Source organism: Roseivivax sp. CAU 1761, from assembly GCF_054482755.1.
In genome coordinates, this window is record NZ_JBTLRM010000008.1 from 66519 (window position 1) to 81350 (window position 14832).

Here is a 14832-nt window from a genome sequence, read left to right on the forward strand (position 1 = left end):
CGGGCTCACTCGGCCCGCGCCGCCACCGTCTCGGCGGGCAGGTAGAGTTCGCCCTCCTCGCGGAACTTCTCGGCCATGCGGGCCATGCCCTCGCGCTTCTCGGCCGCCGCGCGGATGTCGTGGCTGATCTTCATCGAGCAGAATTTCGGCCCGCACATTGAGCAGAAATGCGCCACCTTGTGGGCCTCCTTGGGCAGCGTGGCGTCGTGGAAGCTGCGCGCCGTGTCGGGGTCGAGCGCGAGGTTGAACTGGTCCTGCCAGCGGAACTCGAACCGCGCCCGGCTGATCGCGTCGTCGCGGGCCTGCGCGCCGGGATGGCCCTTGGCGAGGTCGGCGGCATGGGCGGCGAGCTTGTAGGTGATCACCCCGGTCTTGACGTCGTCGCGGTCGGGCAGGCCGAGATGCTCCTTGGGCGTGACGTAGCAGAGCATCGCGGTGCCGAACCAGCCGATCATCGCCGCCCCGATGGCCGAGGTGATGTGGTCGTAGCCCGGCGCGATGTCGGTGGTCAGGGGGCCCAGCGTGTAGAACGGTGCCTCGTGGCAATGCCGCAGCTGCTCCTCCATGTTTTCCTTGATCTTGTGCATCGGCACGTGGCCCGGACCCTCGATCATCAGCTGGCATTCCTTGTCCCAGGCGATCCGGGTCAGCTCGCCCAGGGTGCGCAGCTCGGCGAACTGCGCCTCGTCATTGGCATCCGCGACCGATCCCGGGCGCAGCCCGTCGCCGAGGCTGAAGGACACGTCGTAGCGCCGGCAGATGTCGCAGATCTCCTCGAAATGCTCGTAGAGGAAGCTTTCGCGGTGATGGTGCAGGCACCACTTCGCCATGATCGAGCCGCCGCGGCTGACGATGCCGGTGACCCGCCTTGCGGTCATCGGGATCATGTGCAGCCGCACCCCGGCATGGATGGTGAAGTAGTCGACGCCCTGCTCGGCCTGCTCGATCAGCGTGTCGCGGAAGATCTCCCAAGTCAGGTCCTCGGCCACGCCGCCGACCTTTTCCAGCGCCTGGTAGAGCGGCACCGTGCCGATCGGCACCGGGGCGTTGCGGATGATCCAGTCGCGGATGTTGTGGATGTTGCGCCCGGTGGACAGGTCCATCACCGTGTCGGCGCCCCAGCGGATCGCCCAGACCATCTTCTCGACCTCCTCCTCCATCGAGGAGGTGACCGCCGAATTGCCGATATTGGCGTTGATCTTCACCAGGAAGTTGCGGCCGATCACCATCGGCTCGAGCTCGGGGTGGTTGATGTTGGCGGGTAGGATGGCGCGGCCCGCCGCGATCTCCGCCCGGACGAAGTCGGGGGTGACGAAATCCGGGATGGCGGCGCCGAAATCCTCGCCGTCGCGGGCCGCGCACCAGGCCGCGCTGCGGCCGCGGTTTTCGCGGATCGCGGCGAATTCCATCTCCGGGGTGACGATCCCGGCGCGCGCCGCGGCAAGCTGCGTCACCGCGCGCCCGTCGCGGCCGCGCAGCGGATCGCGGCGCAGCGGAAAGCCCGGCACCAGCCGCGCGCCCTCGGCAAAGCCGTTATCGGCGGCGGTGACGTGGCGCCCGGCATAGGTCTCGAGATCGCCGCGGTGGGCGAGCCAGGCCGCGCGCAGCGGCGGCAGGCCGCGGGCGATGTCGATCCGGGTCTCGGGATCGGTGTAGGGGCCGGAGCTGTCATAGACCACCTGCGGCGCCTCGCCGGTCACCGCGATGGCGCGCATCGGCACGCGGATCTCGGGATGGATCTGGCCGGGGACGTGGATCTTGCTGGAGGCGGGCAGGGGGCCGGTGGTGATCTGCGGCGCGGTCTCGGGGCGGGTCATGGTCTCTCCTCGCGTGACGACCCGAAGAGAGGGAGGCGCGGCGCGACGGGGGCCCGGGCGGCCCGGCGCGGCTGCGCGACAAGGGGCCACCGGGGCCCGAAAGGACCCCCCGCGCGTGCAGCGATCGGGGAAAGCGCCCTCCGGTCTTCCTACGCCAGTCTCAACTGGGTCAGGTTCTAAGGGTCGCGTCACCGCGGACCGCAGGGTCCGCTGTCAGCCTCTCAGTCCCCTGGGCGGGACTCCCCTGACGTGAGGGCACGCTACACGCGCCGGGCGCGCATGCAAGCGGAATTCAGATCGGCACCGATCCGACGCTGGCGCCGCCGCAGACATAGAGCGTCTGGCCGGTGACGAAGCCGTTCTCGGGATCGGCGAAATACAGGAAGGCGCGGGTCACGTCGCCGGTCTCGCCCAGCCGCCGGACCGGGATGCGCTCAGCGAGGCCGGCCTCCTGGTCGCTGCCCTTGGGCACGATGCCCCAGAAATTGTCGGTGCGGATCGGCCCCGGCGCCACCACGTTCACGGTGATGCCGTGCGGCGCCAGTTCCAGCGCCCAAGTGCGCGCCATGCCGATCATCCCGGCCTTGGACGCGCCATAGGCGGTGCGCGTCGCGGCGCCGAGCGCGGCGCGCGACGAGTTGAACAGCACCCGCCCGAAGCGCCGCGCCTTCATCGCCGGCAGGAACGCCTGTAGCAGCGTCAGGGCGGAGCCCAGATGCAGCTGCGCCAGCCCGGTGATGTCCGACGGCTTCGCCTCCTCCACGAGGTTGGGCCAGATCACGCCGGCATTGTGCACCAGATGCGTGACCTCGTGGCGCGCGGCGATCTCGGCGGCCGCCGCGGCCACCGCGTCGGGGTCGAGGAGATCGCAGGCCACGTGTTCCAGCCGCTCATGCGCGACCTCGGGGGCGTGCCGGGCGACCGAGACAACCGTATAGCCGCGCTCCAGCAGCGCCTGCGCCAGGTCGAGGCCGATGCCCTTGTTGCCGCCGGTGATGACCGCCGTGTAGCTCATGGCGCACTCCGCTCCACCAGCGCCAGCACCCGAAGCGGGCTGCCGGTGCCGTTCTTGATCTTCAGGGGCGCTGCCAGCAGCATCGCGCCGGTGGCCGGCAGCCGGTCGAGGCCCTTCAGGCATTGCAGCCCGTAGCGCCCGGCGCCGTGCAGGTAGTAATGCGCCGGGTATGGCGGGGTGAAATGCATGCCCTGGCCGGCATCGGTGCCCACCGTCTCCGTGCCGAAGCCGCGGATGTCGCGCTCCTCGATCAGGAAGCGGATGCCCGCGGGGTCGGGGCCCGGAGAATGCGGCCCGTCCTCGCGCATGTTGAGGTATTCCGCGCCGGAGCGCTGCGACCAGTCGGTGCGCATCAGCACCCAAGAGCCCGCGGGGATGCGGCCATGCTCGGCTTCCCAGGCCTGCACCACCTCCGGGGTCAGCACATAATCCTCATTACGCGTCGCGCCCTCCGAGCAGTCGATGACGCAGACCGGGCCGACAAAGGCCGCCGGGTCGATCTCGTCCACCGCGCCGTTCGGCACGTCGCGGCCCGAGATCCAGTGGTTCGGCGCGTCGAAATGCGTGCCGGTGTGCTCGCTGAGCGTGAGGTTGTGCCACTTCCAGGCCGGGCCGCGATGGTCGTAGGCGGAGATCTCCTCCATCCGGAAGCGGGCGCACTGGCCGAACTCGGGCGGCAGGATGATCACCGGGAAGTCCGGGTCGAGCGTGTGGGTCAGATCCACCACCTCGACCGCGCCCGCGGCGAGCGCGCCCGCCAGATCGCTCAGGATGCTCATGCGCCGCCTCCCAGCTCGCGTTCCAGAACCTTGGGATCGCTGCGGAAGCGCTCGCGCAGATCCCATGCGACATCGCCGCACCAGACCTCCTCGGCGCCGTCGCGCAGCCCCTGCACCACCGAACGGGCCAGCGCCTTGGGCAGCACCTTGGGCGGCGGCACGTCCTGGTGCCAGTCGTCCTCGGTCGGCCCCACGAAGACGTTCATCACCCGCACCCCGCCGGGGCGCAGCTCGGCCCGCAGGCTCTGCGACAGCGACAGCGCGGCGGCCTGGCTGGCATTGAAGGCGCCGTAGGCCGGATCGTTGACGAGCGCATGCGCCGCCAGCACGTTGACCCAGGCCACGGCGGAATTCACCCCGTCGGCGCCGCGCGCCCGCATGCCGGGGCCGAAGGCCTGCGCCAGCCGCATCAGGCCGAGCGCGTTGACCTCCATCTCGTCGCGGGCAAAGCCGGTATCGCCGCGGGCGAGGATGCCGCCCGGCCGCACGAAGCGCGCGTTGTTGATCAGGATGTCGGTCTTGCCGCCGATCTCGCCCGCCAGTTCCACCACCGAGGATGTGTCGGTGACGTCGAGCGGCAGCAGGTGGACCTTGTCCATCGCGGCCAGTTTCGCGCGCTGCGGATAGGGCCGCCAGGTCTCCGCCTCGCCGACGAAGACCGTGCTCGCCCCGGCCTCGATCAGCGCCGCTGCCAGCGCCAGGGCGCTGTCCTGCCGTGCGTCGGTGATCAGCACGCGGCGGTGCTTGGGGTCGGCGGTGAGCTCGCGCAGCTCGGGATCGTCGGCCATGTTCGGCACCTTCTCCTCGGGCAGCGCCATCAGAACGCCCTGCCCGGCCCGGTCGAGCCGGTTGATCAGCCGCACCCGCGCGCCCGTCGCGCAGTCGCCGTGCAGGTGCACCACCACCGAGGGCCCGGCATCGAGCCGCACGGTCCCCGCCCGCCAGGGCGCGGCGCGGCGGAAATAGAGATTGGGCGAGGTGCGCACCACGGTCTCGGCAATGAGCGTGCCGGCGGGATCGGTGTCGCGCCAGCGCAGATCGGTCGACAGGCAGCCTGCGCAGGCGTCGCGCGGCGGGTATTGCACCGCGCCGCATTCGGCACAGTGCTGCAGCGCAAAGCGCGCCTCGGCCGCGGCGGCGGTCAGGCCCATGGCGGCGCGGCTGCGCATGCCGGGCGGCGCCAGCGGCACCGCCTGCACCTTCTGCGGGTTCTTCTTCGGCGGCGGGCGCAGCGGGTCGGTCATGACAGCCCCTCGATCACCGCGGCGCCGGAACAGAGCCCGCGGTCGTAGTTGATCATCCCGAAGCCCGAGACCAGCGCGCGCGACGCCTCGGCCACCTGGGTGGGCCCGGCGGTGTTCGTGACCTGCCGCAGCGCCTCCACCAGCCCGATGAAGCCGCCGCCGGCGCCCGCCTGCCCGGCCGAGAGCTGGCCGCCCGAGGTGTTGTGCGGCAGGTCGCCGGTCACGGTCAGGTCCTTGCCCCTCAGGAAGTCGGCGGCGCCGCCCTTGGGGCAGAAACCCAGATCCTCGAACTGCAGGAAGGAGATCACCGGGTAGTCGTCGTAGGTCTGCACGAGATCCATGTCCGACGGCGCCATCCGCGCGCAGGACCAGAGCTCGTCGCGGTCCACTTCCCAGCCGCCGCGCAGCTGCACCGGATCGTCGGGAAAGGCGTTGTGGCGCTCGATGGTCGCGGCGATGCGGGCGGCGGGCAGGTTGCGCCGGGCCGCCTCCTCCTCGGTCATCACCAGGAAGGCCTCGGCCCCGGCGCAAGGCATCACGCAGTCGAAAAGCGCGATGGGGTCGGCGATGGGCCGGGCGTTGAGGTAGTCGTCGAGGCTCAGCGGCTTCTTCATCACCGCGTTGGGGTTTTTCAGCGCGTTGGCGCGCTGCGCCACGCAGATCCGGCCGAAATCCTCCCGCGTGGCGCCGTATTCCTGCATGTAGCGGTCGGTCAGCAGCGCGAACATCGCGTTCGGCCCGCCGTAGCCGTAGGGATAGGCGGCATCCATGGCGAAGCGCGAGAAGGACGACAGAAGCTTGCGGAAGCTGTCGATCTGGTTGGTGTCGCCCGCCACGCAGGCGACGATGTCGGCATCCCCCGCCTGCACTGCCCGCGCCGCCCGGCGCAGCGCCACCACGCCCGAGGCGCCGCCCATCGGGATCGCGTCGAGCCAGCGCGGCGTGAAGCCCAGATGCTGGGTCAGCCCCACCGGCGTGTCGGGAAAGAGCGTGAAGGAGGCGACGCCGAGGCCGTCGACCTCCTCCTTGCGGAGCCCCGCGGCGTCCAGCGTGCCCTTCAGGGCGCGGGCCAGCCAGTGATGCGCGGTCTCGGTGGAATAGCGGGTATAGGGCGTGGAGAAGGGGGCGGCGAGAACGACGCCCTCGTAGCCTTGGCGCTGCCTCATGCCGCCTGCCGTTTCTTCAGCTTGCGGGTGTCGACGGTGCCCGGCGCGCCGAGCAGCCGCGCCGCCTGGTCCTTGAGCGCCGCACGCTGGATCTTGTTGGTGGCGGTCAGCGGCAGCGCCGCGACGAAGGCGACGTAGCCCGGCACCTTGTAATAGGCCATCTGCCCCAGCGCCCAGGTGACGATCTCCCGCGCCGCGTCCTCGCCGGTCTCGCCCTCGACCGTCAGGCAGGCAAAGACCTCGTCGCCGCGCACCGGGTCGGGCACGGCGGCGACGCCGGCGGCCCGGATCCGGGGGTGGCGCATCAGCACCGATTCGACCTCGACCGCGGCGATGTTCTCGCCGGAGCGGCGGATGACGTTCTTCTTGCGGTCGACGAAGATCATGTCGCCCGATTGCTCCTGCCGCACCACGTCGCCGGTGTGGAACCAGCCGTCCTCCCAGGCCTCGGCGGTGGCCTCCTGGTTCTTCCAGTATTCGGTGAAGAAGCCGCGGCGCGGGTCGGGGCCGTGGCGGCGCACCAGCAGCTCGCCCGGGTGTCCCTGCGCCACCTCGGCGCCCGCGTCATCGACCAGTTTCACCTCGAGCTCCGGGCCGGGGCGGCCGAAGCAGGCCTCGCCGACGCGGCGCGGCTCCCGGTTGGCGGCGATCACCGCGCCGGCGCCGGTCTCGGTCATCGCCCAGGCCTCCATCAGCGGGAAGCCGAAGCGGGATTCAAACGCTGCGTGCAGCTTCGGATCGACGCCCGCGCCGAAGCCGAAACGCACCGCATGGTCGCGGTCCGAGGCCGCTTCGGGCGCGCCCATCAGCATCGACGGCATGACGCCGAGATAATGCAGGCAGGTGGCGCGGCTATCCCGGACCGAGGCCCACCACGAGCGCGGGTGGAAGCGGTCGAGCGCGGTCAGGCAGCCGCCCACGGCGAGCATCGCCATGAAGGAATAGGCCATGGCGTTCATGTGGAAGATCGGCAGCGGCGTCAGCATCCGCTCGCCATCCTGCGTGAGCGCACAGACCCCGCCGGCGCCCGCATACCAGCGGCCCGCTTCGAGGAAATAGGTGTTCGACAGCACGCAGCCCTTGGGCCGCCCCGTCGTGCCAGAGGTGTAGAGCACCGCCGCCTCGCGCGCCTCCGCCGGGCCGGTGGCGTCGAAGACCGCGCCGCCGCAGGGCGCGGGCAGGTCGGCGTCGGGCGTCACCACGGCCATGTCGCGGCCGGCATCCCGCGCAGCGGCGGAGAGATCCGCCACCCGCGCGGGGATCGCCACCGCGAGCGCCGGTTCGGCGTGGGGGATCATGTAGTCGAGCTCCGCCGCGCGCAGGTCCGGGTTCACCGGCACCACCGACAGGCCCAGCCCGTTCAGCGCCAGCCAGTAGAGGAAGAAGTCCGGCCGGTTCTCCAGCAGCAGCATGACCCGCTGCCCGGCCCCGTAGCCGGCAGCGGCGAAGCTCTTGCGAAGCGACGTCACACGCGCCAGCGCGGCGGCATAGGAGATCTCCCCCGCCGGGATGCCGTAGATCTCGGCCGTCTCGGGCAGCACGTTCAGCACCGGGCGCTCGGGCCAGCGACGGGCCGTGGCGGCGAAGGCGTCGGCGACGGTGGGCTTGTCCATCGCGCTCATGGCAGAAGCTGGATGTTGCCGAAGGCGGCGTCGCAATTGAGGATGTCGACCCGCTTTTGGCGGATCTTCAGCGTCTCGCCGTCTCGCACCAGGTCGTGCCGCGCGGTCAGCGCCAGCAGCATCTGGTCGTCGAGCCGCGTCTCGACGTAATGCATCTGCGTCGTCACCACGTATTCGCCGGCGTCGTTGTCGATGTGATCGACCCAGGGCCGCTGCAGGACGTGGTGGCAGCGGCTCTTGGGCTTCTGGGAGAAGGTCCGCGCGCCGGCCAGCCGCTCCACGCGCAGGCGCAGCATGAACTGGTCCTCCCACATCAGCGAGGTCTCGTGGATCGGGTCTTTCTGCTGGTAGTCCAGCGGCATCCAGTACATGCCGTCGGGCAGCCAGAGCTTCAGCCAGTCGTCGTAGCGCCCGAAATCGAGCATCCGCGCCTCGTCGTAGACGAAGTCGATCAGCGCCTCGCGGGTGATCTCCCGCCCCTTCACTGCCACGTCGCTCATTCCGCCGCCTCCCGCGATGCCGCCTCGGGCAGGGTGGCGGTCATGAACTTCACCCAGGCGTGGAACTGGTTGCGCATCTGGCGCTCGGTGGTGCCGTTCTCCACCGCTTCCTCATCCAGATCCTCGTCCTCCCGGTAGAGCCGCTGGACGTTGACCCATTCGAGCCCGTCCGACATCAGCCCCTCCTGCGCGCGCTCGTACATCTCCAGGTCGTCGTGGCCGACGATGGAGGTCGGCGCGTTGATCATCCGGTTGTACATGGCGGTGCGGGCCACCAGCTCGTCGGGCGCGTCCACCAGCCGGTAGATCCAGCTTTCCACCAGCGTCTTGTCGGGGCCCAGCGGAATGAAGTTCCTGAGCTGCTGGATCGGCCCCTTGATCATGATGTTGGGGAAATAGACCGTGTTGTGGCGGTTCTCGCCGAGGATCTGTTTCGCCTTCTCCTCCCCGTAGGCCTCGATCATCGCCTCCTCGTAGCCCGGGATGGCCGAATAGTCGGCGTGGATCGAGGTGTGCACGCCGGTATGGCCGTGGCCGTTGGGCCAGGTGCGGATGCCCATTTCCTCGAAGAACTCGTAAGGGCTCATGAAGGGCGCGATGATCTGCATGGCGGGGGGCTTGGGCGTGCCCTCGGGCATGTCCATCTCCTCCCAGATCTTCACCGCCGTGCCGGCGCTGCTCTCATGCGCGACCATGGGATGGCAGGTGTCGGTCTGGTTCTCCACCAGCATCTTCCAGTTGCAGCGGTGCATGTAGCGCAGCGGCTGCCCGGCGACCTCCAGCCGGCCCGCCGGCGAGCGGTCTGCCATGTTGTCGAAGGACGACAGCGAGCCGCCGAAATACTCCTCGAAGCCGATCCCCTCCTCCGCCAGCCGGGCGAAGACGAAGCCGCGATGGACCGCCACCGCGCCCACCGCCTTCATACCCTTGGCGCTTTCGGTCTTGTCGAGGCCGGTGCCGTCGTAGCCCTTCTTCAGCGGGATCGCGAGCAGGCAGCCATCGGTCTTGAAGGACCAGGCGTGGTAGGGGCAGCGGAAGAACTTGCCGGTATTGCCGGTGCGGTCGATGGCGATCTTGGTGCCCTTGTGCGGGCAGCGGTTGTAGAGGACCTTCACCTCGCCGTCCGAGTGGCGCACCATGATCACCGGCTGGTCGCCGATCTGCGTGGTGTAGTAGTCGCCCTTGTTCGGCACCTGGCTGTCGTGGCCCACGAAGACCCAGGTGTTGGCGAAAAGGTGCTCCATCTCCAGCCGGTAGATCTCGGGCGAGGTATAGACGTCGCGGTGCACCTGGTAGGGCGTCACCAGCGAAGCCACGTCGGCTTTCGTGCGGTAGGCCATGAAGTCTCCTCCCTCAGAGGTCGAGTTTCAGCCGCGGGGTCTTGGCCCGGCTGACGCAGATCTGCATGAGCGTGCCGCGCTCGCGCTCCTCGGGCGAGAGCACCACGTCGCGGTGGTCGGGCACGCCCTCCAGCACCTCGGTCTGGCAGATGCCGCAATCGCCGCGCTGGCAGTCGTAGATCAGGTCCTCGCCGGCCTCCTCCAGCACGTCGATGATGCTCTTGCCCGGCGGAATCGTGTAGACCTTTCCGGAGGAGGCGATCTCGACCTCGAAGGCGGTGTCGCCCGCCTGATCGGCGGCGGCGTCGAACAGCTCGAAATGCACGCGGTCCGCGGCCCAGTCGGCGGCATGGGCCGCCGCCTTCACCGCCTCGATCATCGGCTTCGGACCGCAGACATGGACATGCGCGCCCTCCGGCGCCTCGGCCAGCACGGCGGTCACGTCGAGCGGCCCGCCCGCGGCATCGTCGCGGTGCAGGGTCAGCGCGTCGCCATGCGCCTCGGCCAGCGCCTCGGCAAAAGCCGCGGCGGCGGCGTTGCGCACCGCGTAGACCAGCCGGTAGTCGCGCCCGGCGGCCTTCGCGGCGCCGGCCATGGTGACGATCGGGGTGATGCCGATGCCGCCGGCGATCAGGAGCGCCGGGGCGTCGCCCCCGGCGAGCGGAAAGTCGTTCTTCGGCGCCGAGACCCGGACCACGTCGCCCTCGGCCAGCCCGTGCATGTATCGCGATCCGCCGCGGCTCTCGGGCTCCAGCCGGATGCCCAGCCGGTAGACGTCAGGCTTCGCGCAGGCGCCGGAGAGATCGACCAGCGAATAGGGCCGCGTGGCGCCGTCGGGCAGGTCGACCTCGACATGCGCGCCGGCCTCATAGCCCGGCAGCGCCGCATCACCCAGAGGCTCCAGCGTCACCGCGCGGATGGCCTCGGCCGCGTCCTCGATCCGGCTCACCTTGAGTTCGATCGCTGTCATGCCGCCTCCCCGTTACGCGATGGAAAGATGCAGGTGCAGGGGCCCGCATTGCTTGAAGCATGAAATATCATACACCCGTCCGTCAAGCTTCAAGCTCAAAAAAATGCAGTTTCATATTTTTCTTGCCAGACGCGGAGGGCCGCGCTTAAGCTTCCGGCAATGGACAGAGATCCACGACAGGGAGTCGACACCACCATGACACGGACCGCCCGCATCCTCGCCAGCTCCGCCCTTGCCGGCCTGCTCGCCCTGTCCGCCGTCGCGCAGGAGACGACGCTGCGCCTGTCGAACTGGCTGCCGCCCTCGCACCCGATCGTGAAGGACATCGTGGTGCCCTGGTCCGAGGCCGTGGCCGAGGCCACCGAGGGCCGGGTCACGGTGCAAATCCTCGACGCGCCGCTGGGGCCGCCGCCGGCGCATTTCGACCTCGCCGCCACCGGCGCCGCCGACGTGACCTACGCCCCGCACGGCTACACGGCCGGGCGCTTCGGCCTGACCGACCTGGCCGAATTGCCGCTGATCACGCCGTCCTCGACGGCGCTCTCCGTGGCCTATCAGCGGGTGCATGACGCGATGTTGGCCGAGGCCGGCGAGCACCAGGGCGTGAAGCCGCTGGCGGTCTTCACCCACGGCCCCGGCCACCTCTTCACCACCGGCGCCGAGGTCTCGCCGCTGTCCTCGGTCGACGGGCTGAAGATCCGCGTCGGCGGCCCCCTGCCCTCGCAGCTGGCCGAGGCGATGGGCATGGTGCCGCTGCAATCGCCCTCCACCCAGACCTACGAGATCCTCTCGGGCGGCATCGCCGACGCGATCTTCTTCCCGTCCGAATCGGTGACCTTCTTCAACCTCGATTCGGTCCTGACCCAGGGCTTCCGGGTCGAGGGCGGGCTCTACAACACGTCCTTCTTCATGGCGATGAACCAGGGCAAGTGGGACAGCCTGTCGGACGAGGACAAGGCCGCCATCGACAGCGTCTCGGGCGAGGCGCTGGCGCGCATGGCGGGCGAGGCCTGGGACAAGGCCGACGCGGCGGGCCTGGCCGAGATGGAGGGCACCGTGACCTTCCACGACGCCACCCCCGAAGAGCGCGCCGAGATCGAGGCGCTGGCCGAGCCGCTCTACGCCGCGGTGCGCGCCAAGTTCGAGGAGAAGGGCGTCGATTTCGACGCCGCCCTCGAGATGCTGAAGGCCGAGGCCGCGAAGGTCGCCGCGGAATGACCCGCGCGGAGACCCGCCCCGCCCCTGCCGGTCAGGGCCGGGCGGGGCTCCTGCGCGACCGCTTCCGCCGCATCACCGCCTGGGCCACCGGCGCCATGCTGCTGGCGCTCACCGCGGTGACGCTGATCGACGTGGGCGGGCGCTACTTCCTGTCGAGCCCGCTGCCCGGCGCCTCCGAACTGACCGAGCTTCTGGTCATGGCCATCGTCTTCGCCGGCCTGCCGGCGATCTGCCTCGACGACGGCCATATCAGCGTCGACCTGTTCACCGCGCGCCTGCGCGGCCGCGCCGAGGGGCTGCAGATCCTCGCAGCCCGGCTGGTGGTGGCCGCCATGCTCGGCATCATCGCCTGGCAGCTCTGGGAGCACGGCGCGCGGATCGGCTCCTACGGCTCCACCACCACCTATCTGCGCATCCCGCTGGCCCCGGCGGCGCAGATCGCCGCCGCGGTCTCGGCGCTCTCGGGCCTGATCGTTCTGGGCATGGCGCTGGCGCGGCTGCCCAAGGGCCGCTCTGAGGAGATCTGACATGGACTGGCCCCTCGGCCTCGCGATCTTGCTGGGCCTGATCTTCGCCGGCATCCCCATCGCCTTCGCGCTCGCCGCGGTCGGGCTCGGCGGGGTGATCTCGATCATCGGCGTCGACCCGGCGCTGGCGATGCTGGGCCAGATCTATTTCGACAGCGGGCGCAGCTACACGCTTTCGGTGGTGCCGCTGTTCCTGCTTATGGGCAATTTCATCGTCCAGTCGGGCATCGCGGCCGAGCTCTACGACGCCGCCAACGCCTGGCTCCGGCACCGCCGCGGCGGGCTCGCCATGGCGACCATCGTGGCCTGCGGCGGCTTTTCCTCGGTTTGCGGCTCGTCCCTCGCCACCACCGCCACGATGGGGCGGATCTCGCTTCCGGCGATGAAGCGCTACGGCTATTCCGACCGCCTCGCCGCCGCCTCGGTCGCCGCCGGCGGCACGCTGGGCATCCTGATCCCGCCCTCGGTGATCCTGGTGATCTACGGCATCCTCACGCAGCAGGACATCGGCAAGCTGTTCCTTGCCGGGCTCGTTCCCGGCCTGATCGGCATCCTGTTCTACATGGCGGCGGTGCGGCTGTCGCTGGCGCTGCATGCCGAGACACTGGAAGTGCCCGCGAAACTGCCGCTGGCCGAGCGGCTGCGCGCCACCCGCGGCGTGTCGGGCGCGCTGGTGCTCTTCGTCTTCGTGCTGGGCGGCATCTATCTCGGCGTCTTCACCGCCACCGAGGCCGCCGGCATGGGCGCCGGCGGCGCCATCCTGATCACCGCCTTGCGCGGCAAGCTGGCGCTGCGCCCGACGCTGGCCACGCTCTTCGACACCGCCAAGACCACCGCGGTGATGTTCTTCATCCTGTTCGGCGCGCTCTACTTCCTGAACTACGTCAACCTCTCGGGCCTGACCACCGACCTGCGCGCCTGGATCTCGGCGCTCGGCGTCGGGCGGCTGGGCCTGATCCTGATGCTGATCCTGCTCTTCCTGGTGCTGGGCTGCCTGCTCGAGAGCCTGTCGATGATCCTGCTCACCGTGCCGGTGCTCTACCCCATCGTGCAGGGCATGGGCGTCGACCTGATCTGGTTCGGCATCTTCGTCGTGGTCGCCACCGAACTCAGCTACATCACCCCGCCCATCGGCATGAACGTCTTCGTGATGCGCGTCGTGGCGCCCGAGATCCCGCTCGAACGGGTCTTTGCCGGGGTGCTGCCCTTCGTCATCGTCGACGTGGCGCGGCTGTTTCTGCTGATCGCGGTCCCGGCCCTGGTCCTCTTCGTGCCGAACTCCATGTGAGCGGCATGGACGATCTCAGACACCAGGCCCCCGGGGCTCCGGACGGCGACAGCTTCCTCTCCGACTACCTTCTGTTCCTGCTGGCCTCGACCAGCGCTGCGGCCAGCGCCGGGTTTCACGACACGGTGCGCGGCGCCGGGCTCCGGGTGCCGGAATGGCGGGTGCTGGCCTCGCTGCACGACCGCGACGGCCAGATGATCACCCGGCTGGCCGACCTCGCCCTGATGGAGCAGTCGCGGCTGACCCGGATCGTGGAGCAGATGTGCGCCCGCGGATTGGTGGAGCGGCGCAGCGATGCCCGCGACCGGCGCCGGGTGCGGGTCTTCCTGACCGGCGACGGCGCGGAACTGGCGGCGCGCATGGTCGAGGCCGCGCGCGCCCACGAGGCCGGGCTGATGGCGCGCCTGCCGGCGGGCACCGGCGCACGGCTCAAGCGCCTGCTGCGCGCCGTGCATGCCGAACTCGCCGGCGCCCCGCCGACCGCCAGCGACTAGGTCCGGCGCGGGGGCTCGCCCCGCGCCCCGTGCGCTCACTCGGTCGGCAGCACCGCGGTGGCCTCGATCTCGATCAGCGCCTCGTCCTCGACCAGCGCCGACACCACCACCATGGTCATCGCCGGGAAATGGTAGCCCATCACCTCGCGGTAGGCGGCGCCGATCTCGCGCTGCCGGGCGACGTATTCGCGCTTGTCGGTGACGTACCAGGTCAGCCGGGTGATGTGCTCGACCGCTCCGCCGGCCTCTTCCACCACCGCGCGGATGTTGCGCAGCGCCTGGCCCATCTGACCGATGAAATCGTGGCTCTCGAAGACCTGCTCGGCGGTCCAGCCGATCTGCCCGCCCACGAAGAGCACCCGGCCCTCGGCGAGCATGCCGTTGGCATAGCCCTTGGCGGGCTTCCAGCCCTCGGGGTGAATGGTGATCGTGCTCACGCCGCATCCTCCTTGTACTGCTCGAATGTCGCTTTCAGATCCTCGGGCCAGCGCCGCGACTTCACGGTGTCGAGCCCGACGAAGACCAGCGTGGCCCGCGCCGTCAGCCGCGCCTCGCCGGCGCAGGCGGCGTCGAGCCGCAGATCGACGCTGGCCCCGCCGGCGCGCGCCACCGCCAGCCGCCAGTCGAGCACGTCGCCCAGCCGCGACGGCGCCCGGAATTCCGCGTCGATCCGCGCCGCCGGCACGCCCACCCGCTCCTGCGCGTGCATCCGCGCGAAGGACCAGCCGGCGCTGCCGAAGAACGTCTCGATCACCGCGTTGATCATCTCGTAATAGCGCGGATAGAAGACGATCCCCGCCGGGTCGCAATGCTGGAACATCACCGGGATGCGCTGGGTGAACTCTGCCATCG

At 70.1% G+C, this 14832-nt stretch carries 15 protein-coding genes; 4 read left to right on the forward strand and 11 right to left on the reverse strand.

From position 1 onward, the window contains the following. Positions 1-5 precede the first annotated feature (5 nt). The 9 genes from thiC to ACXYMW_RS07370 all read right to left on the reverse strand — a co-directional run bounded on the left by thiC (position 6) and on the right by ACXYMW_RS07370 (position 10453). Positions 6-1817: a phosphomethylpyrimidine synthase ThiC gene (gene thiC / locus ACXYMW_RS07330; RefSeq protein ID WP_459034654.1), complete on the reverse strand. Its 1812-nt coding sequence runs from the start codon at positions 1815-1817 to the stop codon at positions 6-8. A gap of 292 nt (positions 1818-2109) precedes the next feature. Then, entirely contained in the window at positions 2110-2832 is a 723-nt protein-coding gene (locus tag ACXYMW_RS07335) for an SDR family NAD(P)-dependent oxidoreductase (protein ID WP_459034655.1), read from the reverse strand. Then, complete coding sequence (locus tag ACXYMW_RS07340; protein ID WP_459034656.1) at positions 2829-3611, reverse strand: cyclase family protein; 783 nt, start codon at positions 3609-3611, stop codon at positions 2829-2831. Before ACXYMW_RS07340 ends, ACXYMW_RS07335 begins: the two co-directional genes overlap by 4 nt. Continuing rightward, positions 3608-4855 (reverse strand): SDR family NAD(P)-dependent oxidoreductase, encoded by a 1248-nt coding sequence (locus ACXYMW_RS07345; protein WP_459034657.1) that lies wholly within the window; start codon positions 4853-4855, stop codon positions 3608-3610. The genes ACXYMW_RS07340 and ACXYMW_RS07345 overlap by 4 nt, the downstream gene beginning before the upstream one ends. Next, positions 4852-6021, reverse strand: coding sequence for a thiolase family protein (locus ACXYMW_RS07350; protein ID WP_459034658.1), 1170 nt, complete (start codon positions 6019-6021; stop codon positions 4852-4854). Before ACXYMW_RS07350 ends, ACXYMW_RS07345 begins: the two co-directional genes overlap by 4 nt. Then, a complete protein-coding gene (locus ACXYMW_RS07355; protein WP_459034659.1) occupies positions 6018-7643 on the reverse strand; it encodes an AMP-binding protein in 1626 nt (541 codons plus the stop codon). Before ACXYMW_RS07355 ends, ACXYMW_RS07350 begins: the two co-directional genes overlap by 4 nt. Beyond that, positions 7640-8143, reverse strand: a complete 504-nt coding sequence (locus ACXYMW_RS07360) for an aromatic-ring-hydroxylating dioxygenase subunit beta (RefSeq protein ID WP_459034660.1) — start codon at positions 8141-8143, stop codon at positions 7640-7642. The genes ACXYMW_RS07355 and ACXYMW_RS07360 overlap by 4 nt, the downstream gene beginning before the upstream one ends. After that, on the reverse strand, positions 8140-9483 hold the full coding sequence (locus ACXYMW_RS07365; protein ID WP_459034661.1) for an aromatic ring-hydroxylating dioxygenase subunit alpha: 1344 nt from the start codon (positions 9481-9483) through the stop codon (positions 8140-8142). Before ACXYMW_RS07365 ends, ACXYMW_RS07360 begins: the two co-directional genes overlap by 4 nt. A gap of 13 nt (positions 9484-9496) precedes the next feature. Then, positions 9497-10453, reverse strand: coding sequence for a PDR/VanB family oxidoreductase (locus ACXYMW_RS07370; RefSeq protein ID WP_459034662.1), 957 nt, complete (start codon positions 10451-10453; stop codon positions 9497-9499). 195 nt (positions 10454-10648) lie between these two features. Between ACXYMW_RS07370 and ACXYMW_RS07375 the strand changes: the two genes are divergently transcribed. The 4 genes from ACXYMW_RS07375 to ACXYMW_RS07390 are packed head-to-tail and all read left to right on the forward strand — an operon-like array spanning position 10649 to position 13980. After that, positions 10649-11671 (forward strand): TRAP transporter substrate-binding protein, encoded by a 1023-nt coding sequence (locus tag ACXYMW_RS07375; RefSeq protein WP_459034663.1) that lies wholly within the window; start codon positions 10649-10651, stop codon positions 11669-11671. Continuing rightward, positions 11668-12198, forward strand: a complete 531-nt coding sequence (locus ACXYMW_RS07380) for a TRAP transporter small permease (protein ID WP_459034664.1) — start codon at positions 11668-11670, stop codon at positions 12196-12198. The genes ACXYMW_RS07375 and ACXYMW_RS07380 overlap by 4 nt, the downstream gene beginning before the upstream one ends. Position 12199: 1 nt before the next feature. Continuing rightward, positions 12200-13486 carry a TRAP transporter large permease gene (locus ACXYMW_RS07385; protein ID WP_459034665.1) on the forward strand — a complete coding sequence of 429 codons (1287 nt, stop codon included), beginning with the start codon at positions 12200-12202 and terminating at the stop codon, positions 13484-13486. 5 nt (positions 13487-13491) lie between these two features. Continuing rightward, a complete protein-coding gene (locus ACXYMW_RS07390; RefSeq protein WP_459034666.1) occupies positions 13492-13980 on the forward strand; it encodes a MarR family winged helix-turn-helix transcriptional regulator in 489 nt (162 codons plus the stop codon). Positions 13981-14015: 35 nt separating this feature from the next. Here ACXYMW_RS07390 and ACXYMW_RS07395 read toward each other — a convergent pair whose 3' ends face one another. Both ACXYMW_RS07395 and ACXYMW_RS07400 read right to left on the reverse strand, forming a co-directional pair. After that, positions 14016-14417: a RidA family protein gene (locus ACXYMW_RS07395; RefSeq protein ID WP_459034667.1), complete on the reverse strand. Its 402-nt coding sequence runs from the start codon at positions 14415-14417 to the stop codon at positions 14016-14018. Continuing rightward, a complete protein-coding gene (locus ACXYMW_RS07400; RefSeq protein ID WP_459034668.1) occupies positions 14414-14830 on the reverse strand; it encodes an acyl-CoA thioesterase in 417 nt (138 codons plus the stop codon). Before ACXYMW_RS07400 ends, ACXYMW_RS07395 begins: the two co-directional genes overlap by 4 nt. Positions 14831-14832: the final 2 nt, after the last annotated feature.

Bases quoted from the DNA above. Each gene is read 5' to 3' on its own strand.
- ACXYMW_RS07370 (WP_459034662.1), bottom strand. From the start codon at position 10,453: ATGACAGCGATCGAACTCAAGGTGAGCCGGATCGAGGACGCGGCCGAG.
- ACXYMW_RS07335 (WP_459034655.1), bottom strand. From the start codon at position 2,832: ATGAGCTACACGGCGGTCATCACCGGCGGCAACAAGGGCATCGGCCTC.
- ACXYMW_RS07375 (WP_459034663.1), top strand. From the start codon at position 10,649: ATGACACGGACCGCCCGCATCCTCGCCAGCTCCGCCCTTGCCGGCCTG.
- ACXYMW_RS07360 (WP_459034660.1), bottom strand. From the start codon at position 8,143: ATGAGCGACGTGGCAGTGAAGGGGCGGGAGATCACCCGCGAGGCGCTG.
- ACXYMW_RS07385 (WP_459034665.1), top strand. From the start codon at position 12,200: ATGGACTGGCCCCTCGGCCTCGCGATCTTGCTGGGCCTGATCTTCGCC.
- ACXYMW_RS07355 (WP_459034659.1), bottom strand. From the start codon at position 7,643: ATGAGCGCGATGGACAAGCCCACCGTCGCCGACGCCTTCGCCGCCACG.
- ACXYMW_RS07380 (WP_459034664.1), top strand. From the start codon at position 11,668: ATGACCCGCGCGGAGACCCGCCCCGCCCCTGCCGGTCAGGGCCGGGCG.
- ACXYMW_RS07340 (WP_459034656.1), bottom strand. From the start codon at position 3,611: ATGAGCATCCTGAGCGATCTGGCGGGCGCGCTCGCCGCGGGCGCGGTC.
- ACXYMW_RS07400 (WP_459034668.1), bottom strand. From the start codon at position 14,830: ATGGCAGAGTTCACCCAGCGCATCCCGGTGATGTTCCAGCATTGCGAC.
- ACXYMW_RS07345 (WP_459034657.1), bottom strand. From the start codon at position 4,855: ATGACCGACCCGCTGCGCCCGCCGCCGAAGAAGAACCCGCAGAAGGTG.
- thiC (WP_459034654.1), bottom strand. From the start codon at position 1,817: ATGACCCGCCCCGAGACCGCGCCGCAGATCACCACCGGCCCCCTGCCC.
- ACXYMW_RS07390 (WP_459034666.1), top strand. From the start codon at position 13,492: ATGGACGATCTCAGACACCAGGCCCCCGGGGCTCCGGACGGCGACAGC.
- ACXYMW_RS07365 (WP_459034661.1), bottom strand. From the start codon at position 9,483: ATGGCCTACCGCACGAAAGCCGACGTGGCTTCGCTGGTGACGCCCTAC.
- ACXYMW_RS07350 (WP_459034658.1), bottom strand. From the start codon at position 6,021: ATGAGGCAGCGCCAAGGCTACGAGGGCGTCGTTCTCGCCGCCCCCTTC.